Annotated in this window: 23 protein-coding genes and 2 pseudogenes; 11 read left to right on the top strand and 14 right to left on the bottom strand. The window is 71.9% G+C overall.

What is annotated here, in order from left to right; translation table 11 throughout:
* Position 1 precedes the first annotated feature (1 nt).
* Both GTW40_RS31690 and GTW40_RS31685 read left to right on the top strand, forming a co-directional pair.
* Positions 2 to 178 (top strand): annotated as a pseudogene (locus GTW40_RS31690) (bifunctional metallophosphatase/5'-nucleotidase); the annotation flags it as partial.
* Positions 175 to 384 (top strand): annotated as a pseudogene (locus GTW40_RS31685) (dCTP deaminase); the annotation flags it as partial. The pseudogenes GTW40_RS31690 and GTW40_RS31685, both read left to right, overlap by 4 nt.
* Before the next feature lie 134 nt (positions 385 to 518).
* On the opposite strand, the gene GTW40_RS31680 reads toward GTW40_RS31685, so the two are convergent.
* On the bottom strand, positions 519 to 866 hold the full coding sequence (locus GTW40_RS31680) for a hypothetical protein (protein WP_161183574.1): 348 nt from the start codon (positions 864 to 866) through the stop codon (positions 519 to 521).
* Between the two features lie 414 nt (positions 867 to 1280).
* On the opposite strand from GTW40_RS31680, the gene GTW40_RS31675 reads away from it, so the two are divergent.
* From GTW40_RS31675 to GTW40_RS31665, 3 genes are all read left to right on the top strand, one after another.
* Positions 1281 to 2246, top strand: coding sequence for an STAS domain-containing protein (locus GTW40_RS31675; RefSeq protein WP_161183573.1), 966 nt, complete (start codon positions 1281 to 1283; stop codon positions 2244 to 2246).
* A gap of 269 nt (positions 2247 to 2515) precedes the next feature.
* The gene (locus tag GTW40_RS31670) at positions 2516 to 3028 is read left to right on the top strand and encodes a DUF5994 family protein (protein WP_237525861.1); all 513 of its coding nucleotides are present in this window, start codon (positions 2516 to 2518) and stop codon (positions 3026 to 3028) included.
* A 140-nt stretch (positions 3029 to 3168) separates the two neighbouring features.
* The gene (locus GTW40_RS31665) at positions 3169 to 4362 is read left to right on the top strand and encodes a GAF domain-containing SpoIIE family protein phosphatase (RefSeq protein ID WP_161183602.1); all 1194 of its coding nucleotides are present in this window, start codon (positions 3169 to 3171) and stop codon (positions 4360 to 4362) included.
* Positions 4363 to 4364: 2 nt separating this feature from the next.
* On the opposite strand, the gene GTW40_RS31660 is transcribed toward GTW40_RS31665, so the two are convergent.
* Both GTW40_RS31660 and GTW40_RS31655 read right to left on the bottom strand, forming a co-directional pair.
* A complete protein-coding gene (locus tag GTW40_RS31660; protein ID WP_202486682.1) occupies positions 4365 to 4847 on the bottom strand; it encodes a DUF5994 family protein in 483 nt (160 codons plus the stop codon).
* Positions 4848 to 4948: 101 nt separating this feature from the next.
* Positions 4949 to 5857 carry a helix-turn-helix transcriptional regulator gene (locus GTW40_RS31655; RefSeq protein WP_161183571.1) on the bottom strand — a complete coding sequence of 303 codons (909 nt, stop codon included), beginning with the start codon at positions 5855 to 5857 and terminating at the stop codon, positions 4949 to 4951.
* Positions 5858 to 6071: 214 nt separating this feature from the next.
* Between GTW40_RS31655 and GTW40_RS31650 the strand changes: the two genes are divergently transcribed.
* The 5 genes from GTW40_RS31650 to GTW40_RS31630 all read left to right on the top strand — a co-directional run bounded on the left by GTW40_RS31650 (position 6072) and on the right by GTW40_RS31630 (position 10977).
* Positions 6072 to 7046: an aldo/keto reductase gene (locus tag GTW40_RS31650; protein ID WP_161183570.1), complete on the top strand. Its 975-nt coding sequence runs from the start codon at positions 6072 to 6074 to the stop codon at positions 7044 to 7046.
* 48 nt (positions 7047 to 7094) lie between these two features.
* Entirely contained in the window at positions 7095 to 8123 is a 1029-nt protein-coding gene (locus tag GTW40_RS31645; protein ID WP_202486681.1) for an alcohol dehydrogenase catalytic domain-containing protein, read from the top strand.
* Positions 8124 to 8160: 37 nt separating this feature from the next.
* The gene (locus GTW40_RS31640; protein WP_161183569.1) at positions 8161 to 9012 is read left to right on the top strand and encodes an aldo/keto reductase; all 852 of its coding nucleotides are present in this window, start codon (positions 8161 to 8163) and stop codon (positions 9010 to 9012) included.
* Between the two features lie 339 nt (positions 9013 to 9351).
* The gene (locus tag GTW40_RS31635) at positions 9352 to 10059 is read left to right on the top strand and encodes a nucleotidyltransferase domain-containing protein (RefSeq protein WP_161183568.1); all 708 of its coding nucleotides are present in this window, start codon (positions 9352 to 9354) and stop codon (positions 10057 to 10059) included.
* A 93-nt stretch (positions 10060 to 10152) separates the two neighbouring features.
* Positions 10153 to 10977 (top strand): alpha/beta hydrolase, encoded by an 825-nt coding sequence (locus GTW40_RS31630; protein WP_161183567.1) that lies wholly within the window; start codon positions 10153 to 10155, stop codon positions 10975 to 10977.
* A gap of 30 nt (positions 10978 to 11007) precedes the next feature.
* On the opposite strand, the gene GTW40_RS31625 is transcribed toward GTW40_RS31630, so the two are convergent.
* From GTW40_RS31625 to GTW40_RS31615, 3 genes are all read right to left on the bottom strand, one after another.
* A complete protein-coding gene (locus GTW40_RS31625) occupies positions 11008 to 11442 on the bottom strand; it encodes a hypothetical protein (protein WP_161183566.1) in 435 nt (144 codons plus the stop codon).
* Between the two features lie 84 nt (positions 11443 to 11526).
* Positions 11527 to 12696, bottom strand: a complete 1170-nt coding sequence (locus GTW40_RS31620) for a low temperature requirement protein A (RefSeq protein ID WP_161183565.1) — start codon at positions 12694 to 12696, stop codon at positions 11527 to 11529.
* Between the two features lie 177 nt (positions 12697 to 12873).
* Positions 12874 to 14574 carry a CocE/NonD family hydrolase gene (locus GTW40_RS31615; RefSeq protein WP_161183564.1) on the bottom strand — a complete coding sequence of 567 codons (1701 nt, stop codon included), beginning with the start codon at positions 14572 to 14574 and terminating at the stop codon, positions 12874 to 12876.
* 159 nt (positions 14575 to 14733) lie between these two features.
* On the opposite strand from GTW40_RS31615, the gene GTW40_RS31610 reads away from it, so the two are divergent.
* On the top strand, positions 14734 to 15462 hold the full coding sequence (locus GTW40_RS31610) for a TetR/AcrR family transcriptional regulator (protein WP_161183563.1): 729 nt from the start codon (positions 14734 to 14736) through the stop codon (positions 15460 to 15462).
* Positions 15463 to 15546: 84 nt separating this feature from the next.
* Here GTW40_RS31610 and crcB (GTW40_RS31605) read toward each other — a convergent pair whose 3' ends face one another.
* The 8 genes from crcB (GTW40_RS31605) to GTW40_RS31570 form a co-directional block, all read right to left on the bottom strand.
* Positions 15547 to 15921, bottom strand: a complete 375-nt coding sequence (gene crcB, locus GTW40_RS31605; protein ID WP_018547917.1) for a fluoride efflux transporter CrcB — start codon at positions 15919 to 15921, stop codon at positions 15547 to 15549.
* A complete protein-coding gene (locus tag GTW40_RS31600; protein ID WP_161183562.1) occupies positions 15918 to 16271 on the bottom strand; it encodes a DUF190 domain-containing protein in 354 nt (117 codons plus the stop codon). The genes crcB (GTW40_RS31605) and GTW40_RS31600 overlap by 4 nt, the downstream gene beginning before the upstream one ends.
* Positions 16268 to 16753: a fluoride efflux transporter CrcB gene (crcB, locus tag GTW40_RS31595; protein ID WP_161183561.1), complete on the bottom strand. Its 486-nt coding sequence runs from the start codon at positions 16751 to 16753 to the stop codon at positions 16268 to 16270. Before crcB (GTW40_RS31595) ends, GTW40_RS31600 begins: the two co-directional genes overlap by 4 nt.
* 245 nt (positions 16754 to 16998) lie before the next feature.
* Positions 16999 to 17847 (bottom strand): TIGR03943 family protein, encoded by an 849-nt coding sequence (locus GTW40_RS31590; RefSeq protein WP_161183560.1) that lies wholly within the window; start codon positions 17845 to 17847, stop codon positions 16999 to 17001.
* Positions 17844 to 18869 (bottom strand): permease, encoded by a 1026-nt coding sequence (locus tag GTW40_RS31585; RefSeq protein ID WP_343245834.1) that lies wholly within the window; start codon positions 18867 to 18869, stop codon positions 17844 to 17846. The genes GTW40_RS31590 and GTW40_RS31585 overlap by 4 nt, the downstream gene beginning before the upstream one ends.
* A gap of 111 nt (positions 18870 to 18980) precedes the next feature.
* The gene (locus GTW40_RS31580) at positions 18981 to 19454 is read right to left on the bottom strand and encodes a carboxymuconolactone decarboxylase family protein (RefSeq protein ID WP_161183559.1); all 474 of its coding nucleotides are present in this window, start codon (positions 19452 to 19454) and stop codon (positions 18981 to 18983) included.
* A 96-nt stretch (positions 19455 to 19550) separates the two neighbouring features.
* Positions 19551 to 20306, bottom strand: a complete 756-nt coding sequence (locus tag GTW40_RS31575) for a TIGR03943 family protein (protein WP_161183558.1) — start codon at positions 20304 to 20306, stop codon at positions 19551 to 19553.
* The coding region (locus tag GTW40_RS31570) for a permease (RefSeq protein WP_161183557.1) at positions 20303 to 21043 on the bottom strand (741 nt) is incomplete at its 5' end. The genes GTW40_RS31570 and GTW40_RS31575, both read right to left, overlap by 4 nt.

Genomic DNA, 21043 nt, shown 5'->3' with positions numbered 1-21043 from the left:
CACGCCCGAGCCTCTGCCGTCCGCGACGCGCAGCGTGCTGACCACCGACTACCTCGCCGACAGCTACCTCGGCGGACGCACGCATCAAGCCGGACTGCGCCTGGGGCAGGCCGCACGAAGCGTCCTCGCCACGCCCTTCCCCTCGGCTGCCGACCTCATCGAAGGAGGCGAACAATGATCCTCACCGGACCCGAGATCACCGCCGCGAACCACGATGGCCGCCTGGTCATCAACCCCTTCGAGCCGGACCAGGTCAACCCCAACAGCTACAACGTCCGCCTCGGCCCCACACTGCTGACCTATACCGCCGCCGAGATCGACGCCCATCGCCCCAACCCCACCGACGAGGTCGAGATCGGCCAAGGCGGATACGTACTTCAGCCCGCCCTTCGCTCCAGTGATTCGTTCATCACTCCGCGGGCCCCGCAATGACGCCATGGGCGGACGGACGACTCCAGGAAGAATCCCGAGCCATTCCGATGGGCCTCGAGGAATCTCAAGCTGCGGTCCCCTTCGCCTCACCGCACCGTCACGGTGACGAGACCGGGATCCGGGAGTTCCGTCGGAGCGGTGTCGCCGTACCAGGAGAACTCCAGAGCCGAGAGCCTGCCGTCGCTCACCCAGACCAGCAGTTCGCCGAACAGTTCGCCGGAGTCGTCCGTGACCGTACCGGTGGCCGGGATGACGCCGTCCTCGATTGCCGCTTCCGGAACACCGGGTGGCACGTCCAGATCGAGGCTCGGAGAATCGCTCCCCCAGGGGCGGGTGACACGGGTCTGCGCCAGCTGGTTCCTCAGCGCCTGCGCGCCCGGGAATTCCGCCGAGAGGAGCTTGACGAGGATGCCGGGTATCTTGCCGTCGCCCATCGCTGTCCTCCCCCGGTTGGCAACTGCGGCTTCCGACCATAGGACAGACGGGTAAAGGTAGTGCCATGCCGGCCCCGCGCGTGATGGTGCCCGTCGGCTGTTCGTCTCAGGGTCTCCCGCTGGTTGGCCGTTATGACCCCGCCGAGCGCCGCCGCGCCGGCCCGCAGCAGCCGACCGGCGCAGCCGCTTCCGGTTGCGGGCGACGTACGGTTGAAGTACCGAGGGCATCACGCACTCCGGCCGCCACGCCGGGTCGTCCTCGGCGAGAGACGAATCCGGGCCGCCCCAGTGGCCGGCGCGGAGACGGGTCGGCATCATGTCCGCCGCGGTCGAAGCAACTCCGCGCAAGCTCACCATGGCCGGAGCCGCGCTGAGCACCCGCGCGGGTCGGCGCCCCCACCGGGGGGAGGCGTGATGGCCCTTTCCCGACTGGACATCCATCGGTGGAACCGAGGGGAGCGGACGCTCGTCACGCTTGCCGGTGACATCGGTCCGGCCACGACGCCGCTGCTGCGGGCCGCGTTGGAGCAGTGTCTGCTGGACGGGGTCACCGTGATCGACATCGACCTGACCACGGTCGGATCCTGCGACGCGGGGGGCCTGGACGTCCTCCGGTCGGCATCGCGACGCGCCGGCCGGGTCCACGCCCGCCTGAGGCTGCGGCACCCGTGCGCGCAGATCACCCGGCTCCTCGATGCCACCGGATCCGCTTCGCTGCTCCTCACGGTCCCCGTGGGCCCCGTCGTGTCCGGCGACCTCGTGAACGCCGCGACGCGGACGCCCGGGGACCCCGCTCGTCGGCCGGATCAGCCGGTCCTCAAGGACGGGATCCGGCTTCGCCGGCTGACCCGCTGGCAGGCCGAAGACATGCGCGAGGACATCGCGGACCTGGCTGCGGAGTCCGTCGCGGGCACCCCGGGTGAGGCGTACCACGACCGTGGAGACTTCCTGCACCGCCTGGCGGTCGCTGCCCACCGCCCCGGCTTCGCCCTGCTGGTCGCGGAGACGACGGTGCTGGTCGGCTGCGCCTTCGGTTTTCCGGTGGGGCCTGCCGGTTCCGGTCGGCGGGGGTTCGACGGAACGCTCCAGGGGGTCATCCAGCGGCTCACCTCCCGTGCGCGGTTCGTCGTCCTCACCCAGGTCGTGGCCCATCCGCACGCTCAACACCGCGATATCGCCCGCCGCCTGCAACAGCGTCTGCTCACAGACCTGCACTCCCGCCTCGGGGTCACCCTGCTGCATCCCGCCGACCAGGCAGGACAAGCCACCCTCTCGTACTGGGGCTGGCAGAACAGGGGTGAGGTCGTCGGACTGCCCGGCCTCGTCGCCCCTTGCGTGTTGACCCTGTCTCTCGAAGGGCTGCCCTGGGCACGCCGATGATGCGGCAGAGGGGATGCGGCAGAGGGGCGACGAGCCGGCGGTCGTACCGGCCGGGACGGAGGTGCTCACACCCCCGCCGTCCGCCGTACCGGCGTGCCTCCACGGGCCGGCTGTCCGCCTCTCCGCCATGGCCGCGCGCCAGGCCGCCCTCCACGGCCGGGAGTAGCCTGACAGGTACCGAGAGCTTTCGGGCGCACGACCACGGTGGCGCCGTTCCCGGCGAGTGACGGACTCGGGCGGCCGGCGGCCGCCCGGAACGGGGTCGCACGATGAACGCCATCACAGAGCCCGCCGAAGGTACGACACCGGGTGACGGCCGCTCCTACCGGATGCCCTTGCCCCGGCTGCGCCTCACGCCAGGCGTCAGCCACGGCCCGCTGGACGGCGCGTGGTGGCCGCGCTGCGACGCACTGGAACTGGAGCTGCCCGCGCTGGTCGGCTCCTTGGACCCGAGCATCGGCACCGTCACCCACGTCACCGTGGGGACCGCCGCCTGGCCCGATGCCCCGCAGGAGGTGATGGCGCCCGGCCATGTGATCGAGGTGGTCCTGACCGATCGTGCCGCCGAGGCGCACGCCATCACCGTGGACTGCGGCACCGTGGGCCGCTGGGAACTGCTGGTGATCCCCCCGGACGAGCCGGCCGGAGCCGCCACCCGGCTGCTGACCGCCGCCGCCGACCCCGGGAACCCGCTGTCGGCTCCGCGCCTGCTGGCACTCGCCGAGAGCGGCCTCGACGGACAGGACACATGGGAGTCGGAAGGAGGGGCCGCACTCAGATGAGAGGCCCGATCCGGACGGGCCCGGGTGCCGGAGCCAGTCCCGGAGTGTCTACGACCCCTCGACGGAGCGATGACACCGAGCAGACGCTGCGCCGTTCCAGCCCGCCGCTCCGGCAGGCTCGGATCATGGCGGGTGACGGGATGACCGCCGGACAGCGCGCGGACCGCTCCGAGAGCTTCGGGGAAGCTCTGCTGGGTGAGGTCCTCGACCGCGCGCATGAACTGCCGCCCCATCTCATCGGGCCGTTGGTCGCTGACGTGGTGGAGCGGCTCGGGGGCCGCGGGCCGCAGATTCTGCTGCAGGACTACGGCCAGCTGCTGCTCGTCCCCCTGCCTGGCGACGGCCTCGCGGACGGGGAACCGCAGGTGATCGACGACTCCGAGGCGGGCCGCTGCTTTCTCGACGCTCAGCCCGTCGAGCTGCCCGAGGACGACGGCGTGCGCATCCTCCTGCCGCTGCTGGACGGCGGCGACCAGGTCGGGGTCATGGCGCTGACGTTGGACAGCGTCGATGAACACGACCGCCGCATACTGCGCAGGGTCGCCGCCCTGGTGGCCGACCTCCTGGTGACCAAGCACAGCTACTCCGACCTTTTCTTCGGTGTCCGACGCGGTGAACCGATGAGCGTCGCCGCCGAGATCCAGTGGGCCCTGCTGCCACCGCTGGCGATGATCATGCCTCGGGTCGCCGTGGCCGGGATTCTGGAACCCGCCTACGACGTGGCGGGTGACAGCTTCGACTACGCCCTCAACGAAGACGTCCTCCACGTGGCCATGATCGACGCGATGGGACACGGCCTGGACGCGGCCACGATGGCGACCGTGGCCATCGGCGCCTACCGCCACGCCCGCCGCGCCGGCACGGGACTGGCGGAGATCTACGCCTTCATGGACCGCGCCGTGGCGAACCAGTTCGGCCCCGAACACTTCGTCACCGCGCAGATGCTGCAGCTGGACACCGCGACGGGGCATCTTCAGTGGGTCAACGCCGGGCACCCGACACCGATGCTCGTCCGTGATCACCGCGTCACACTCCGGCTGACCGGTCCGACGACCCTCCCGGTCGGCCTCGGCGGTCCGGAGCCGCAGACGAGCGAGATGACGCTGGAGCCGGGGGACCGCCTCCTCTGCTTCACCGACGGACTGATCGAGGAGCACCAGACCGGGGAGCAGGAGTTCGGTGAGGACCAGCTGATCGACTGGGTGAACCAGTTGGAGAGAACCGGCCGCGGAATCCGGGCGATGGCGCGCTCCCTGTCCCACACGCTCATGCGGGCGCGGGGCGGACACACCACGGATGACGCGACGCTGCTCCTGCTGGAGTGGCGCGGCTGACCTCACTGCGGCGGAATCCGCGCGCTTCCGGTGTCGATGAGGATCTGACGCGCCTGGGTGACGTTGTCGGCCCGGACGGCCTGGGCCATCGCGGCGCGGGCGGCCTCGGGTGCTGTGTCCGGCGGAACCACCAGCAGCGAGAAGATGTCCTGGTCGCCTCGGGTGATCAGCACGGTGTCGTCGCCCAGCGGAAAGGAGTCGATGCGCACCACCCGGCCGTCGACGACGATCCGCGTCGGAAGCCCTTCCCAGGCCGTGGTGTCCAGCCCGACGCGCGTGAGGGGGCCGAGGTGGCCGGCGAGGGCGCTCAGCAGCGCGGGCAGCTCGGCGGCGATGTCGCGTGAGCGCGGCCACCACGCACCGTCGAGGACACCTTCGCGCGACTCCGTGGTCTCCAGCCGGAGCAACGCACACCCCGGCCGCACGGCCTCGTGAACACCGCTGGGCAGATGCCGCGGAACAGGCCGTGCATCGGGGCCGGTCATGAGGATCACCCGTCTTCGGGAATCGGGGCGACCACAGGACTCGCCTCGCCTTTCTCCACGCTACTCCTCGTGCCACGGGCGCCGGCCCGCTGAACACGAAGTCAGCTTGGCAGGCGTGCGGTGCTTCTTCCCGAGGAGCCCGAGCCGGGCATGGCGGGTGCGGTCAGGTCGAGCAGGAGCAGGGCGTCGTGGTCGGGGCTGCCGGGTTCGGCGGTGTAGACGCCGATGCGCTGGCCCGGGGTGCCCTCGACGTGCAGGGACTGGGATGTGAGGGTGAGCGTGCCGACCTGGGGGTGTTGGAAGGTCTTGTGGGCGGGCTTGCGTCCGGTGACTTCGTAGCGTTCCCAGAGCCCTGCGAAGTCGGGGCTCTTGAGGAGGAGTTCGCCGACGAGGTTGGTGAGGTCGGGGGCGTCGGGGGCGGTTCCGGCGATGGCGCGCAGGCGGGCGACGCAGGCGGTGATCTGCCGGTCCCAGTCGGTGAAGAGGTCGCGGGCCGCGGGGTGCAGGAAGAGGTAGCGGGCGAGGTTTCGGTGCTTGGCCGGCCAGTCGTCCAGGCCCGCGTAGAGGGCGAGGCCGCCGGGGTTCCAGGCGAGCAGGTCCATGCTGCGGCTGATGACGTAGGCCGGGTTGGGGCGCAGTGACTCCAGCAGCAGTCTGAGGTGGGGCCGTACGGTACGGCTGGGGGCGGGCGGCGGCTCGGGGGCGTAGCGGGCCGCGCGGGCGGCGAGTTCGCGCAGGTGCTGGTGTTCCTGGTCGTCCATGTGCAGGGCGCGGGCGAGCGCGTCGAGGACGGCGGGGCTGGGGCGCGTCTCCTTGCCGCGTTCCAGGCGCACGTAGTAGTCGATGCTGATGCCGGCGAGGGTGGCCAGCTCCTCGCGGCGCAGGCCGGGGGTGCGGCGGATGCCCGCACCGACGGTGAGGCCGACGTGTTCGGGACTGGTCTGGGTGCGGCGGGCGCGCAGGTAGCGGCCCAGCTCGGCTCCCTCGCTGTTCGCGCTCATCGATGCCATGACTCCAGTCTCGCCCGCCGGCCATCCGCTGCGGGGGTGGGAGGGGGGCCCTGTCGTTACCCCTGAAGAGCCCGCCCTGCCACCCGCGCGTGATGCGGGCGAAGGTGGACGAGGAAGACGCCGGTACCCCGGCCGCTCGCTCCGCGGCAGGCACGACCTGCCGGGCCGGGCGAGAGTGAGGGGGCGGGCAACGACACGGACCGGAGAGGGCGAGATGCGGCATATCAAGCTGCGTGACCTGGAGGTTTCCCGGATCGGGCTCGGTGCGATGGGGATGTCCCACGGCTACACCGGTTCCGGCACCGACGACGCGGAGTCGGTCAGGACCGTGCACCGGGCGCTGGAGCTGGGCGTCACGCTCGTCGACACCGCCGAGATCTACGGCCCCTACACCAACGAGGAGTTGCTCGGCCGGGCGCTGAAGGGGCGCCGGGACCAGGTGGTGCTGGCCACGAAGTTCGGCCTGGTCTCCCACGGCGGCGGCGCCCGGACCCTGGACTCCCGCCCCGCCAACGTCCGCACCGCCGTCGAGGGCTCCCTGAGGCGGCTGGGCACCGATCACATCGATCTGTACTACCAGCACCGGGTGGACCCGGACACGCCGATCGAGGAGACGGCCGGGGCGGTCGCCGGGCTGATCGCCGAGGGCAAGGTCCGCGCCTTCGGGCTCTCGGAGGCCGGGCCGGACACGATCCGCCGCGCGCACGCCGTCCAGCCGGTCACCGCGGTCCAGTCCGAGTACTCGCTGTGGACGCGCGGGATCGAGGACCGGGTCCTGCCCGTCCTGCGGGAGCTGAACATCGGCCTGGTGCCGTTCTCCCCGCTGGGGCGCGGTCTGCTGACGGGCGCCGTCCGCTCCACCGACCAGTTCGACGAGGACGATTTCCGGCGCGGCAACCCCCGCTTCACCGGCGAGAACTTCCGGCGCAACCTCGCGCTCGCCGACGAGGTCGGGGCCGTGGCCGCCGAGGTGGGCGCCACTCCCGCCCAGGTGGCACTGGCCTGGCTCCTCGCCCAGGGCGACGACATCGCCCCGATCCCCGGCACCAAGCGGGTCGCCCGCGTCGAGGAGAACACCGCCGCCGACGCGATCACGCTGACCGCCGCGCAGCTGGACAGGCTCGGCAGCCTGCCGCCCGCCGCCGGAGACACCCACAACGAGGCACAGGCCCGGATGCTCGAGCGCTGATCTCTCCCCCGCCACGACACACCCCCCCGTTTGGAGCAACCCCCTCTCATGCGTGCAGCAGTGATGTACGGAGCCGGAGACGTCCGCGTCGAGGACCGGCCCGACCCGAAGATCGTCAAGCCGACCGACGCCGTCGTCCGTGTCGTCGCCTCGTGCGTGTGCGGCAGCGACCTGTGGCCCTACCAGTCGATGCCCGCCACCGACACCGGCCGCCCCATGGGCCACGAGTTCCTCGGCGTCGTCGAGGAGACCGGCGCCGACGTGACCGGACTGAAGGCGGGCGACCTGGTCGTCGCGCCCTTCACCTACAGCGACAACACCTGCGACTACTGCGCCAAGGGCCTGCAGATCTCGTGCCGCCACGGCGGCCGGTACGGCTTCGACGGCGTCGACGGCGGGCAGGGCGAAGCCGTCCGCGTCCCGTACGCGGACGGCACCCTGGTGAAACTCCCGGTGGCCGCCGACTCCGCGCTGGTGCCGTCCCTGCTGGCCCTGTCGGACGTGATGACCACGGGCCACCACGGCGCGGTCACCGCAGGCGTCCGCCGCGACGATGCGGTGCTGGTCGTCGGGGACGGCGCGGTCGGCCTGTGCGCGGTGATCGCCGCCAAGCGGCTGGGCGCCGAGCGGATCGTGCTCGCGGGCCGTCACGAGGAACGCACCGCTCTGGGCCGCGAGTTCGGCGCCACCGACGTGGTCGCGGAGCGCGGTGCGGAGGGCGTCGCCCGCATCCGCGAACTGACGGGCGGCGTGGACAAGGTGATCGAGGCCGTCGGCACCCGCCAGGCCCTCGACACCGCCCTCGGTGCCGTCCTGGACGGAGGCACCATCAGCCGCCTGGGCGTCCCGCAGTACGAGCAGGGGCCGCTCGGCCCGGCCCAGTTCATGCGGAACATCACCCTGACCGGCGGCGCCAGTCCCGCGCGCGCCTACATCGAACAGCTGCTGCCCGATGTCCTGGACGGCACGATCACCCCCGGCCGCGTCTTCGACCGGACCTTCACCCTCGACCGGATCCCGGACGCCTACCGGGCCATGGCCGACCGCCAGGTCCTCAAGGCACTCGTCCGCCCCTGACCTCCCCTCTCCACCGCACAGCGAAGGACTTCCGCTCATGCAGTACGTGACCTTGAACAACGGTGTCGAGATGCCGCTCCTCGGCTTCGGCGTCTACCAGATCCCCGCGGAGGACACCGAGCGCGCCGTCTCCGACGCGCTGGCCGCCGGCTACCGCCTGCTGGACACCGCCGCCGCCTACGGCAACGAGGAAGCCGTCGGCCGGGCGATCAAGTCCAGCGGCATCGCCCGCGAGGAGCTGTTCGTCACCACCAAGCTGTGGGCGCAGGACGCCCCCGCCGAGGAGAACACCCGCCGCGCCTTCGAGGCGTCCCTGGACAAGCTGGGCCTGGACCACCTCGACCTGTACCTGATGCACCAGCCCTACGGCGACGTCTACGGCCAGTGGCGCGCCATGGAGGCTCTCAACCGCGAGGGCCGGGCCAGGGCGATCGGCGTGGCCAACTTCTACCCCGACCGGCTGCTCGACCTGATCGTCAACAACGAGATCACCCCGGCGGTCAACCAGATCGAGACCCACCCCTTCTTCCAGCGCGCCGACTACCAGGACCTCATGCGCGAGCACGGGGTGCAGATCGAGTCCTGGGGCGGCTTCGCCGAGGGCAGGAACGACCTGTTCACCAACCCGCTGCTGGCGGAGATCGGCAAGGAGTACGGCAAGTCGGTCGCCCAGGTGGTGCTGCGCTGGCTCACCCAGCGCGGCGTCGTCGCCATCCCCAAGTCCGTGCGGCCCGAGCGCATGGCGGAGAACATCGACATCTTCGACTTCCAGCTCACCGACGAGCAGATGGCCCAGATCGCCACCCTCGACACCGGCAACTCCCTGTTCTTCGACCACCACGACCCCGAGATCGTCACCTGGCTCGCGGGGCGCCGCCTCGACGCCTGAACCGCACAGATCACGACAGCCGTAGCACCAAGGCCAGGGGCCTGATCCGCGAGAGCGGGCCGGGCCCCTGAGCGGTTTCCCGGGCGGCTGGATGTCAGGTGGGGGCAGCGGGTGCGGGTGGGGGTCGTTGCCCAGGTGGGCCGAGGTTCTGAGGAGCAGGGTGACGAGCGTCTTCTGCGCGCGGGCGTAGTCCGAGTAGGCGGTCGGCCGGCGGTCTTCCCAGCGGACGGTTCGCCTCCCCGCGGAACCGTGAACGGTCGCCGAGCCTGACGGCCAGGTAGGAGCCCAGGGAGCCGAAAACCCCCTGCGGGTGAGGGGCAGAGCGCGGACAGTTGCCGGATGGATCTGATGGAGACCGCGCGCGCCCTGGTGCTGGAGCGCCACCCCGACGCCCGGGCCGCGTTCCTCGGGGGCAGTGTCGTCACGGAGCGGCGTACGGCGATGTCGGACCTCGATGTCGTCGTCGTGCTGCACGGGGCGCCGGCGCCGTATCGGGAGAGCTTTCGGGGTGCGGGGTGGCCGGTGGAGATGTTCGTGCATACCGAGGGGACGTGGGGGGCGTATGTCGGGCGGGAGGTGAGGAAGGGGCGGTCGCCGTTGCTCTTCATGTGTGCCGAGGGGGAGTTGCTGTTCGACGTCGATGGGGTGGGGGCCCGTATCGCCGCCAAGGCACGGGAGTTGGTCGCCTCGGGGCCGCCCGTGGTGGACGGGGAGGTGGTTGGGGATCTGCGGTATGCGATCACCGATCTGCTCGACGACCTCGCGGGGAGCGGGGACCGGAGTGAGCGGCTGTTCATCGCCGGTGAACTCGCCAGACGGACAGGTGAGTTGGCGCTGGTCGTCCGGCGTTCCTGGCGCGGGGGCGGGAAGTGGCTCGCGCGGCGACTGGAGGTGGCCGCGCCGGGGCTGGGGGATCGGTTGCGGCGTGGAGTGAGAGAAGTACTCGACGGGCGGGACGAGTTGCTCGTCTCCGTCGTGGACGAGGTGCTGGGGGAAGCCGGCGGCCGGCTCTGGGCCGGGTATCGGCGGGGTGGAACGGCGTCTTAGCGAGCGAGCCGAACGGGTCTGCCGCGCAGGCCCGTTGAGCATCGATCCCCACGCCTCTACGCTCGGCTGCCATCCCCACTGAAGGAGCCACGCGTGCCCCTGGTCGACGTCAATGGCGTTTCCGTCTTCTACACCGATACGGGGGCGCCGCCCGGTAAGCCCGACGCGCCCGCCGTCGTCTTCGGGCACGGGCTGCTCTTCAACGGGTGGATGTTCCACGCGCAGGTGGAGGCGCTGCGGGGGGACTACCGGTGCGTGACCGTGGACTGGCGCGGGCAGGGGGACACTCCGGCGACGCCGGGCGGGTACGACATGGACACGCTGACGGGTGATGCCGTCGCGCTGATCGGGCGGCTCGGGCTCGGGGCCGTGCATTACGTCGGGCTCTCCATGGGCGGCTTCGTCGGGCAGCGCATCGCGGCCCGGCACGGGGAGGTGCTGAGGTCGCTGACGCTGCTCGACACCAGTGCGGGTGCCGAGGAGTCCGCGCGGGCCCGGGAGTACCGGCTGCTGGCGAACGTCTATCTGCTCACCGGGGTCCGGCCGGTGCTGGGGAGGGTGAAGGCCGAGATGTTCGGGCCGGAGTTCCTCGCGTCACCGGCGAGCGCGCCCGTTGTCGAGGAGTGGGTACGGCGGCTGCGGCGCTGTCGGCGGTCGGGGATACGCAAGGCGGTGCTCGGGGTGGTCGAGCGGCCCGACATGGGCGAAGAACTCGGCCGTATCGCCGTGCCCACGCTGGTCGTGGTCGGTGCCGATGACGTCGCGACGCCCGCCGTCGAGTCGGAGCGGATCGCGGCGGCGGTGCGGGGGGCCCGGCTGGAGGTGGTGCCGGGGGCCGGGCACAGCAGCACGGTGGAGCAGCCCGCGGTGGTGAGCGGGCTGCTCCGGGAGTTCCTGGAGACGGTCGACCGGGGGTGAGAGGCGCTCTCGCTCAGGCCGGCCGTTCCGTCACGCCTCCCCGATCTCGCGGTCCGCTCGCTTCATCTCCCCGGTGGCCAGGATCGCGTACGCGGAAGTGATGTAGAGGAGTGCCGGGACCGCGAGCCAGTGGGGGTTGTCGTTCCCGGCGCCGGTCGTCAGGTTGAGGGCCAGCAGGGCGATGCCCACGAGGAAGGCGGCGGCCAGGGCCAGTTGGACCTTCTCGGGGAGGCAGCGGAAGGCGAGCCAGGCCGTGCGGTGGTCAGCTCGGACGAAGTAGGCGCGGACCAGGGCCGACAGGACGGTCGGGATCACCAGGGCGAGGATCGCCATCGTCGGCCATCCCGGGCCCGTCGGCCGGATCGGCGGTGTCGTCGTGGGCAGCAAGGCGAGTGCGGTCAGTGCCAGCAGTGTGATGCCCAGCGCGTACGCGAGGGCACCGTGAGCTTTGAAGGTCCACCCCATGGCGTGCAGCTTGGCACAGGGCCGACGGCCCGTCATCGCCCTTTGCCGGAAAATGATCAGCACCCGTACGGCCGACCGGCAGCGTCACGCCCGCCTCCGCTCCCCCAGTACCACCACCGCCCCCACCAGCACCGACATCACGCACCCCGTCGCCAGCACCGGGCTCGGGGTGAACGTCACCGCCAGGACGGCCAGGATGCCGACGGCCCACACCACGTCCAGGGCCCCGGCCCGTCCATGGCGGTGCAGCAGGCGCAGGACCAGGAGGTACAGGGCCACCGGCACCGTGTACGCCGCCGCCACCGCGGCCCGGCTCAGCTGCGCGTGGCCAGTCAGGTGGGCGATCTCGACCGCGAGGCCCGCGCCCGCGGCCGCCGCCGAGGCGAAGACGACGTAGTGGCCGTAGCCCCAGAGCAGGGCCATGCGCAGAGAGTTCAGGCGTTCGACGGCGTCCTGGGTGAAGTAGAGCCACCACATCGCGAAGACGGTGAGGATGCCGCCGACGACCAGCGGGGCGATGTCGCCGAGGGAGACGGTGGTGTCGAGGGCGGTGCGTACGGTCGCCGTCGCCGCGGTGATCGACTCACCGAGCACGATGAGCGTGAACAGGCCGTACCGCTCGGCGATGTGGTGCGGGTGCCAGGTGGTGCGGACGGCGCGCTCGGCCCAGGCCGGTACGGCGAGTTCCGCGACGGCGAGGACGAAGAAGGAGGGCAGGCCCAGGGAGTGCGGCAGGGCGAGGCGGGCCACCCAGCCGATCTGGACGACGAGGATACCGACCGCGTAGCGCAGGCTGGAGCGCCTGCGGCCGGGGTCGGAGCGGGCCGCGCGCAGCCACTGGGTGACCATGGCGAGCCGCATCACGACATAGCCGTAGGTGACGACCGTGAAGTCGTAGTCCTCCAGTGCCTTGGCCGCACCGGCCGCCATGATGAGGGCGCCGGTGATCTGGATCAGGGTGAGGACGCGGTACGGCACGTCGTCGGTGTCGTAGGCGGAGGCGAACCAGGTGAAGTTCATCCACGCCCACCAGATCGCGAAGAACACGAGCGCGTAGCCGAGTACCCCGTGTCCCAGGTGGCCGCCCGCCAGCTCGTGTTCGAACGCCGCGGCGGCCTCGGCGACCGCGGTGACGAAGCAGAGGTCGAAGAACAGCTCCAGGACGGTGGCGACGCGGTGCCGTTCGTCGGTGGGGCGGGCCACCATGGGGCGGTACCAGGACCGGCCGTTTCCGATGGGTTGTGACTGGTTCATGCCGACACCGTAATGGCGGCGCCCGCACCGGCATCGGATGCGATCACTCCCCGCCGCGCGATGGAATGGAACGCCCCGGCCACCCCGGCCCCCTGGAGTGCCCATGACCAGCGCCCGCCCGCCCTTTCCGCCCTTCACCCGCGAGTCCGCCGCCACGCTCGGCCGACGGCCCGACGATCACCCGGGGTTGTCGGAACTCGGGCTCTGAAGCCCGGGCAGCGTCAGCTCCGAGTCCGCGTGGAGGGTGATGCGCGCCGGGACGCGGGTGGTGGCGTCGGCCGGGAGGTCCCCGGTGCCGGTGGAGGGGGCGTAGCGGGGATGGGCACCGCCGCTGATCTGCCAGCGGACGCGGTGTCCGGCGGGGAAGCGGTGGGCGGTGGTGCTCATCGGCACGGTGAGCTTCGCGGGCGTTTCACCGGTGGTGCGGGCCCGGCCGAGCCCGTCGCAGACGTTGACGGAGCGGCCCTCGGGGTCGACGTCGCACAGCCGGGTGAAGACGTCGGCGTACCCGGTGTCGGTGGAGACACTGAGCCGCGCGGTGACCGGGCCCAGGATGTCCAGCGGCTCGGTGAGCGGCGGGCCGGTGAAGGTCAGGACGTCGGCGCGGGCCTCCAGGGGCCGGTTGTCGCGGGGTCCGGCGCCGGGCGAGAGCAGGGGGCCGCCGACGGACGGGGTGGGGTCGGCGGGGTCGTAACGGAAGGACGCCACCGGGGAGTCGTCCACGGGGGAGTCGTCCACAGGGGACTGCCGGGTGAGCCGGGCGCCGGAGAGCGGGTACCAGGAGGCCGCCTCCGTCTTCACCGGCCAGCCGTCCAGGTCCCGCCACGCACCGCCGAGGTGGACGCGCACCTCGGTCGGGCGCAGCTCGGAGCGGTCCTCGCACAGGTGGGCGCGCAGCCACGCGAGGCTTTCCGCGAACACCTCGGGCCAGCCCTGCTGGAGGGCGGAGGAGTGGGTCCAGGGGCCGACGAGCAGGGCGGTCTCGCATCCGGCGCGGCGCAGGCGCTCGTACTGCTCGAAGGTCTGGTCGGCGAGCGCGTCGTGCCAGCCGGAGATCAGGCTCGTGGGGACGCGGAGACCGTCGGCCGCCTCCGCCAGTGAAGCGCCTTCCCAGTGTGGGTCGTTGGGGTCCGGGTGGGTCATCATGCCGTCCAGCCAGGGCAGTTCGCCGAGGGCGGGCCGGTACGCGCCGCGCAGCGGGCGGGCGCCGACGATGTCGCCCAGGTGGCGCTTCATACGCAGGGTCGCTCTCACGAACGGTATGACGCCCCGGTGTTGATGGGTGAAGCCCACCCCGCAGCTGAGGGAGTTGTCCAGGTGCAGGGCGCCGTCGGTGTGGAAGACGGCGTGCGGGTCGTGGAGGGCGACCTGGAGCACCATCGCCTTCAGCTCCGGCGGCGGGTCGAGGGCCAGGGCCCACTGGGTGTAGCCGAGGTAGCTGGGGCCGACAGTGCCCAACACTCCGTTGAACCAGGGCTGTTGACGAAGCCAGGCGACCGCCGCCTGGGCGTCGCCGGGCTCGTTGCGCCAGAAGTCGAAGGTGCCGCCGGAGCCGCCGGTGCCCCGGCAGCTCTGGACGACGACATGGAAGCCCTGTTCGGCGAAGAGCAGCCCGTACATCGCGGACCACGGCAGGCCCCGGCCGTAGGGCGAGCGGACCAGAAGGGTGGGGAAGTCGCCCTCGGCGCGCGGGAAGTAGTGGTCGGTGAGCAGGGGGCTGCCGTCGGCGGCGGGCACCGGGATCGCGGGCTCGTACCCCACGGGGTGGCGCGGGTCCGGAAGTCCGCGGAAGGTCGCCCGCAGCAGGCGCGCGGACAGCGGCGGGCGTCCTTTGGGCAAGTGCGCCGCGGTCACGGCGTCGGGCGTGGATGATGACATCGGTCCCCTCCTCATCGTTCCCCTCCTCATTTCCGTACGGTGCACGAGAATAGGGGATGCTTGGATGACCTTGGCAAGGGCCGACGCCGGTCGGCAGGGTAAAACCAAGGGAAACCAAGGGAAACCAAGGGAAACCAAGAGACAGGGAGCGCGGGAGACGTGCCGCACGACAAGGGAACGGGCGCCTCGGGCGTCGACCCGGAGCGGCTGTGGCTGGGGCCCACGCCGGCGTCCACCGGGCCGCGCCGGGGACGGCGGCCCACGTTCAGCCGTGCGGCGATCACGACGGCGGCGGTCGCCCTCGCGGACGCGGAGGGGCTGGACGCGGTCACCATGCGGCGGGTCGCCGCCGAGGTCGGCGCTGGCGTGATGTCGCTCTACACCTACGCCCCCGACAAGGAGACCCTGCTCGCGCTGATGGCCGACCACGTCTGCGGCGAGCTGCCGCTCACGGACCCGCTCACCGGCGACTGGCGGGCCGACCTGAAGACGCTGGCCCACCGGCAGCGCGCGCTCATGCTGCGCCACCCGTGGCTGGCCACCGTCCTCGTCACCCGGCACACCCCCGGACCGCGCGCCCTGGACTTCCTCGAACGCGCCCTCGCCGCGCTGCGGCCGAGCGGGCTCGACGGCGCGGCACGGCTGGAGGTGTTCGCCCAGCTCACGTCCTTCGTGGCCGGGCATGTCCGCCATGAGCTGGCCCAGTCCGCGAGCACGGGCTCACCCGACTGGAGCGCGGCCGAGGCCCGCTATCTCACCGCCATGGCCGCCGACGGCCACCACCCGGAACTCGCCGAGGCACTGGCCGCACCGGTCCGTCCGGTCACCCCCGAGGCGACCTTCGGCAGATTCCTGAACCGGCTGGTCGACGGCCTGGACACGGGCTGACGGCCTGACGGGGCACACCCGAAACCCGACGGCCTGACGGCCTGACGGGGGGGCGCACCCGGAGCCGCCCCCGCCCCCACCGCCTCAGACCCAGATCGCCTCCGCCACCGCCGTCCCCACGAACGCGGCCCCCAGCCCGGCCACCAGGCTCGCGACCACGTTGGCCGCCGCGAGAAACCGCGCCCCGTCCTCGGCCAGGCGCAGGGTCTCGAAGGAGAAGGTGGAGTACGTCGTCAGGGCGCCGCACAGGCCCGTGCCGAGCAGCAGCTGGACGTTGCTGGACGCGGCCCCGGCCACCACCGCGCCCGTCAGCAGGCCGAGGATGAAGCAGCCGATGACGTTGACGGTGAAGGTGCCCCAGGGGAACACGGCGTCGTGACGTTTCTGCACGAAGCGGTCGGTCAGGTAGCGCAGCGGGGCGCCCGCCATGCCTCCGACGATCACCAGCAGCCAGTTCACGCGTGCCTCTCCCTGCCCACGTAGCGGATGACCTCGCAGTCGTCCAGAATCACCAGTCCCGAGCCCACCAGCTCGTCCAGCTGGGGCAGGAACGCCCGCACCCGGTCCTCCGTGTCCACGATCACGACGGCCACCGGCAGGTCCTCGTTGAGGGACAGCAGCCGGGCGGTGTGGATCAGGGAGGTCGCGCCGAAGCCCTCGATGCCCCGGAAGACGCTCGCGCCCGCGAGCCCGGCCGCGTGCGCGCGGTGCACGATCTCGCTGTACAGCGGCTTGTGGTGGTACGTGTCGTGCTCGCCGATGAAGATCGTCACCCGCAGGGCGTCTCCGGTCAGCCGGGTCGCCGTCATGGCTGCCTCCAGGCGAGGACGCGGCGCGTGGCCGTGACCGCGAGGGTCACCGCGCCGAGGGCCGCGAGCAGGGTCGCGGCCAGGTAGACGAGCGCGGTGCGGGCCTCGCCCGCGTTCACGAGGCGCTCGATCTCGACGGCGTACGTCGAGAAGGTCGTGTAGCCGCCGAGGACGCCGGTGCCGAAGAACGGGCGCAGCAGGCGGTGGGCCGTCCAGACCTCGCTGACGAGGACCAGGAAGACGCCGATGACCGCGCAGCCGGTCACGTTGATCACGAAGGTGGTCCACGGGAACCCGTCGGCGGCCGTGGGCCACAGCAGTGAGGCCGCGTACCGGGCGGTCGCGCCGATGGCTCCGCCCACCGAGACGACGGCCACGACGGGCGCCTGGGCCCGCCAGGACCGCGCGCGTTCGCGGGGTACGCGCAGATCCACGTCGGGGTCCACGGGTTCGCCCGTGGTGGCGGGTCGCGATGCTGTCATGAAGGTACGTCTCCCTACTCGCCCGGGGCCCGCGCACACGGGCACACTCCATCGCAAGCAGGGACTGTCGGCGGCTTCGATGCCGCGGTTCGGGTACGGCGAGCCCCACCGCCGCGCCGCGCCCCGAGGGCACGGCCGGTCACCCAGCCTACCCGGGGCCCGCGGTGAGTGACCACGTCACCGGCGGGCCCCGACTCCTGCGGCTCTACGGCTCTACGGCTTTACGGCTTTACGGCTTTACGGCTTCACGAGCCGACGGTCAGCGGCAGGTCGTCCGTGTAGGCGTTGATCGGCTGGGCGACGGGGTGGGACTCGTGGACATCGAGGGCGGCGGCAGCGGACTTGGTGCCGAGGGCGCCCGCCGGATGCCAGGTACCGGTGACCGAGAGCCAGGTGTTGGCGGGCGGGGCCTCGGGGCCGTACATGCGGAGTTTCACCGTCTGGGAGTCGGCCGCGCAGCACGTGAAGATGATCCGGGTGAGATACCAGCCGCCGTCCGCGCCGCCCGGCGTGACGAAGCCGGTCAGCTGGACCGCGCGGCCGCTGAGCGTCTTCGCCGGGTCCTGTTGGACGCGGTTGGTGAAGCCGGTCAGGGTCATGGGGACGGGGGCCGTGGAGGCGGGGAGCGGGTCGAAGCGGGTCTGTCTGACCGGCGGTGCCGACTTCGTGCTCGCGTGGGACGCCGTGTAGGCGCCGAGGGCCGGTGGGGCGTAGATCAGGAGGCTGAGGGCGGGGAGGGCGAGGAGCCAGGCGACCTTGGGGGCGCGGGAGTGGTCGTGGCCGTGGTCCATGTGCCCGTGACCCATGTGGTCGTCGTCCATGTGCCCGTGACCCATGTGGTCGTCGTCCATGTGCCCGGGGTCCATGTGCCCGTGGCCCGTGTGGTCGTGGCCGCCCGGCAGCCGTCGTCCGCTCCCCCGCACCTCCAGCACCAGGTTCATCACCCCCAGCACGATCAGCACGACCCCCGACGCCACGAGCAGCGGCCGCAGCCCCTCCTTCACGTACCGCAGATACAGCGTCGTGAAGAGCGACGAGTGGAGGAGTCCCGCGCCGGTCAGCAGAAGCAGCGTGCTCTGTACGGTCCGTCTCACAGCAGTCCCCCTCCGACCAGGACGCTCGCGGCGACCGCCACGACCGTCGTCGCCGCCGAGAAGCGGAGCGCGAACGCGCGGCCGAACGTGCCCGCCTGAAGGGCGATCAGTTTCAGGTCCACCATGGGGCCGACCACCATGAAAGTGAGCCGGGCTGTGGGTGAGAAGCCCGTCAGCGAGGCCGCCACGAACGCGTCCGCCTCCGAGCACACCGCGAGCAGTACGGCGAGCCCGGCGAGGAAGGGCACGGCCAGCCAGGGCGAGCCGGAGAAGGTGTCGAGGACCGAGCGCGGGACGGTGACGTTGAAGGTGGCGGCGGCCATCGCGCCGAGGACGAGGAAGCCACCCGCGTGCAGGAAGTCGTACTGGAAGCCGTGCCGGAACTCCGTCCAGCGGCTGTGTCCGTGCCGGTGTCCGGTGTGCCGTACGGCGGGCCGCAGCCACTTCTCCTTGCCGAAGCAGAGCCACAGCCAGCCCATCACGGCGGCGGTGGCCAGCGAGGCGAGCAGCCGGGCGGCGACCATCGCGGGGTTGCCCGGGAAGGCGACGGCGGTGGCGGTGAGGACGACCGGGTTGATCGCGGGCGCGGAGAGCAGGAAGGCGAAGGCGGCGGCCGGGGTGACACCCCGTCTGATCAGGCTGTTCGCCACCGGGACCGAGGCGCATTCGCACCCCGGCAGCACCGCGCCCGCGACCCCCGCGACCGGTACCGCGAGGGCGGCCCGCTTCGGCAGGATCCGGGTGAACAGGTCGGCGGGGACGAAGGCGTTGATGGCGCCGGACAGGACGGTGCCGAGGAGCAGGAAGGGCAGCGCCTGGACGGCGATGGCGAGGCAGACGGTGCGCCACGCCTGGACGGCGGGCCGGTCGAGCCATCCGGTGCCGGCGAGCAGCAGCACCGCGATGCCGACGGCGGCCGCCACGACGAGGGCCACGGCGGCGGGTCGGCGGCGGGGCCCGGGCCGTAGGACAGCGGTGGGCACCGGCGGGTCGGCAACAGCCGTCGCCGTCCCGTCGACCACACCCACCAGTTCATCCGTTTTTACCATTTTCACTCCGGATGTCGGGTGTGGCCGACCTTATGCGAGCGGCGTGCGCGCGACCGTGCGCACACGCCGTCTCACAGGTTCCGCTCAGGCGTACTGGCCCACCTGGTAGTCCCCCGCGGGCAACTGGAGCGCGACGTTCATCCGGTTGTACGCGTTGATGAGGGCGATGAGCGTGACCAGCGCGAGCAGCTGCTCCTCGTCGTAGTGCTTGGCCGCGTTCGCCCACACCTCGTCCGGGACACCGCCGGCCCCGTCCGCGATACGGGTGCCCTGCTCGGCCAGCTCCAGGGCGGCGCGCTCGGCGTCGGTGAAGACGGTGGCCTCGCGCCACCCGGCGACCAGATGCAGCCGCTGGTGGGTCTCCCCCGCGTGCACGGCGTCCTTGGTGTGCATGTCGAGGCAGAAGGCGCAGCCGTTGATCTGGCTGGCGCGGATCTTCACCAGTTCCTGCGTCGAGGCGGGCAGCGAGGACTCGGAGAGCGCGAGCCCGGCCGCGCCGAGGTGCTTGATGATCTTGCCGGAGATCGGGTTGGCGAAGACGTTGAGCCGTGCTTCCATGTCGCACTCCCTGGTGCCGTTTCCGATGGATACACGGTTACGACGGAGGGCGGCGCCGGGGTGTGACATGGCCTGATGTGACCTGCGTCACCACACTCACTTGTTCCAGGTCTCGTCGTACGGGTCGCGCGGGGTCGGCACCGGCTTCGTGGACGTGACCAGCAGATACGGGATCGGGCCGCCGTTCACCGGATCGCGGGTCAGCTTCGGGCTGTACGTGCCCTCCACCTCCAGCCAGGCGTCCGGGCGCAGCACCGGCGGGAGCTGTCCGGTCAGGGCGACCTTGACCGGCTGGGCGTCGGCCGCGCAGCAGTTGAGGGCCATGCGGACGAGGTACGGCCTGCCCGAGCCGTCCAGCGCGAGGAAGCCGGTGACGCGGACGGCGCGGCCGTGCAGGGTCTGCCCGTGGCCGTACGCGGCGCGGGAGGCGTAGTCCACCACGCTCAGCGGGACGGGGTTGCCCGCGGGCAACGGGTCGTAGCCGAACGGCTTTTGGAGCGCGGTGCCGGTGCGCAGGGCGCTGTACGAGCCGAGGGCGGGCGGGGCGACGAGGATGAGGGCGAGGAGGGGGAGGACGAGGAGCCAGGAGACGCCGGGTTCGGGGTGGGTGTGGGCCTCGTGGCCGTCCGGTGCGATCTCTTCCGCTGAACTCCCTTCCCGTACCGCCGACTTCGCCCGCCGCCACTCGTACCAGACCGTCGCCCCCGCCGTCACGATCAGCACCATGCCCGCCGCCAGCAGCAACGGCTGCAACCCCGCCTTGACGTACCGCAGATACAGATCCGTCGTGCCCGCGTGCAGCAGCGCGCCGCCGAGCAGGAACAGGACCGCCGCCTGGGCATGCCGGTTCACAGCAGCACCGCCCCGGTCAGGACCGCGCCCGCGATGGCCGCCGCGAAGGTGGCGGGGGCGAAGCGGAGCGCGAAGCCGCGGCCGAACGTGCCCGCCTGCATGGCGAAGAGCTTGAGGTCGATCATCGGGCCCACCACCAGGAACACGAGCTTGGCCGTCATCGAGAACTGGGTCAGCGAGGCCGCGACGAACGCGTCCGCCTCCGAGCAGATGGAGAGCAGGACGGCGAGGACGGCGAGGGCGAGGACCGACAACACCGGGTTGTCGGCGGCCAGTCGGAGCCAGGTCGCCGGTACGACGGCCTTCAGCGTGGCGGCGGCCATCGCGCCGAGCACCAGGAAGCCGCCCGCGTGGACGGTGTCGTGGCGTACGGAGTTCCAGAACGTCTCGCCCTTCGTCGCGCCCTCGTGGGCGCCGTGGGCGCGGGTGCGCAGCCAGTCGGTGCGGCCTAGGCGCTGCCAGAGCCAGCCCATGCCGCAGGCCACGAGGAGGCTCGCGCCGAAGCGGGCGGCGACCATCTCGGGGTTGTTCGGGAAGGCCACGGCGGTCGCGGTGAGGACGACGGGGTTGATCGCGGGCGCGGACAGCAGGAACGCGAAGGCGGCGGCCGGGGTCACGCCCCGGCGCACCAGCGCGCCCGCGACCGGCACCGAGGCGCACTCGCAGCCGGGCAGCACGGCGCCCGCGAGCCCGGCGACGGGTACGGCGAGCGCGGGCCGGGCGGGAAGCGCGCGGGC

Source organism: Streptomyces sp. SID4985 (assembly GCF_009863025.1).
Taxonomy (GTDB): Bacteria; Actinomycetota; Actinomycetes; order Streptomycetales; family Streptomycetaceae; genus Streptomyces.
The sequence above is the reverse complement of the archived record's forward strand: the minus strand, read 5'-3'. Positions and strand labels throughout refer to the sequence as shown.

What these genes read in the sequence shown, in the direction of transcription:
- GTW40_RS31680 (WP_161183574.1), bottom strand. Translation starts at nt 866, where the DNA reads ATGGGCGACGGCAAGATACCCGGCATCCTCGTCAAGCTCCTCTCGGCG.
- GTW40_RS31675 (WP_161183573.1), top strand. Translation starts at nt 1,281, where the DNA reads ATGGCCCTTTCCCGACTGGACATCCATCGGTGGAACCGAGGGGAGCGG.
- GTW40_RS31670 (WP_237525861.1), top strand. Translation starts at nt 2,516, where the DNA reads ATGAACGCCATCACAGAGCCCGCCGAAGGTACGACACCGGGTGACGGC.
- GTW40_RS31665 (WP_161183602.1), top strand. Translation starts at nt 3,169, where the DNA reads ATGACCGCCGGACAGCGCGCGGACCGCTCCGAGAGCTTCGGGGAAGCT.
- GTW40_RS31660 (WP_202486682.1), bottom strand. Translation starts at nt 4,847, where the DNA reads ATGACCGGCCCCGATGCACGGCCTGTTCCGCGGCATCTGCCCAGCGGT.
- GTW40_RS31655 (WP_161183571.1), bottom strand. Translation starts at nt 5,857, where the DNA reads ATGGCATCGATGAGCGCGAACAGCGAGGGAGCCGAGCTGGGCCGCTAC.
- GTW40_RS31650 (WP_161183570.1), top strand. Translation starts at nt 6,072, where the DNA reads ATGCGGCATATCAAGCTGCGTGACCTGGAGGTTTCCCGGATCGGGCTC.
- GTW40_RS31645 (WP_202486681.1), top strand. Translation starts at nt 7,095, where the DNA reads ATGCGTGCAGCAGTGATGTACGGAGCCGGAGACGTCCGCGTCGAGGAC.
- GTW40_RS31640 (WP_161183569.1), top strand. Translation starts at nt 8,161, where the DNA reads ATGCAGTACGTGACCTTGAACAACGGTGTCGAGATGCCGCTCCTCGGC.
- GTW40_RS31635 (WP_161183568.1), top strand. Translation starts at nt 9,352, where the DNA reads ATGGATCTGATGGAGACCGCGCGCGCCCTGGTGCTGGAGCGCCACCCC.
- GTW40_RS31625 (WP_161183566.1), bottom strand. Translation starts at nt 11,442, where the DNA reads ATGGGGTGGACCTTCAAAGCTCACGGTGCCCTCGCGTACGCGCTGGGC.
- GTW40_RS31620 (WP_161183565.1), bottom strand. Translation starts at nt 12,696, where the DNA reads ATGAACCAGTCACAACCCATCGGAAACGGCCGGTCCTGGTACCGCCCC.
- GTW40_RS31615 (WP_161183564.1), bottom strand. Translation starts at nt 14,574, where the DNA reads ATGTCATCATCCACGCCCGACGCCGTGACCGCGGCGCACTTGCCCAAA.
- GTW40_RS31600 (WP_161183562.1), bottom strand. Translation starts at nt 16,271, where the DNA reads ATGACGGCGACCCGGCTGACCGGAGACGCCCTGCGGGTGACGATCTTC.
- crcB (WP_161183561.1), bottom strand. Translation starts at nt 16,753, where the DNA reads ATGACAGCATCGCGACCCGCCACCACGGGCGAACCCGTGGACCCCGAC.
- GTW40_RS31580 (WP_161183559.1), bottom strand. Translation starts at nt 19,454, where the DNA reads ATGGAAGCACGGCTCAACGTCTTCGCCAACCCGATCTCCGGCAAGATC.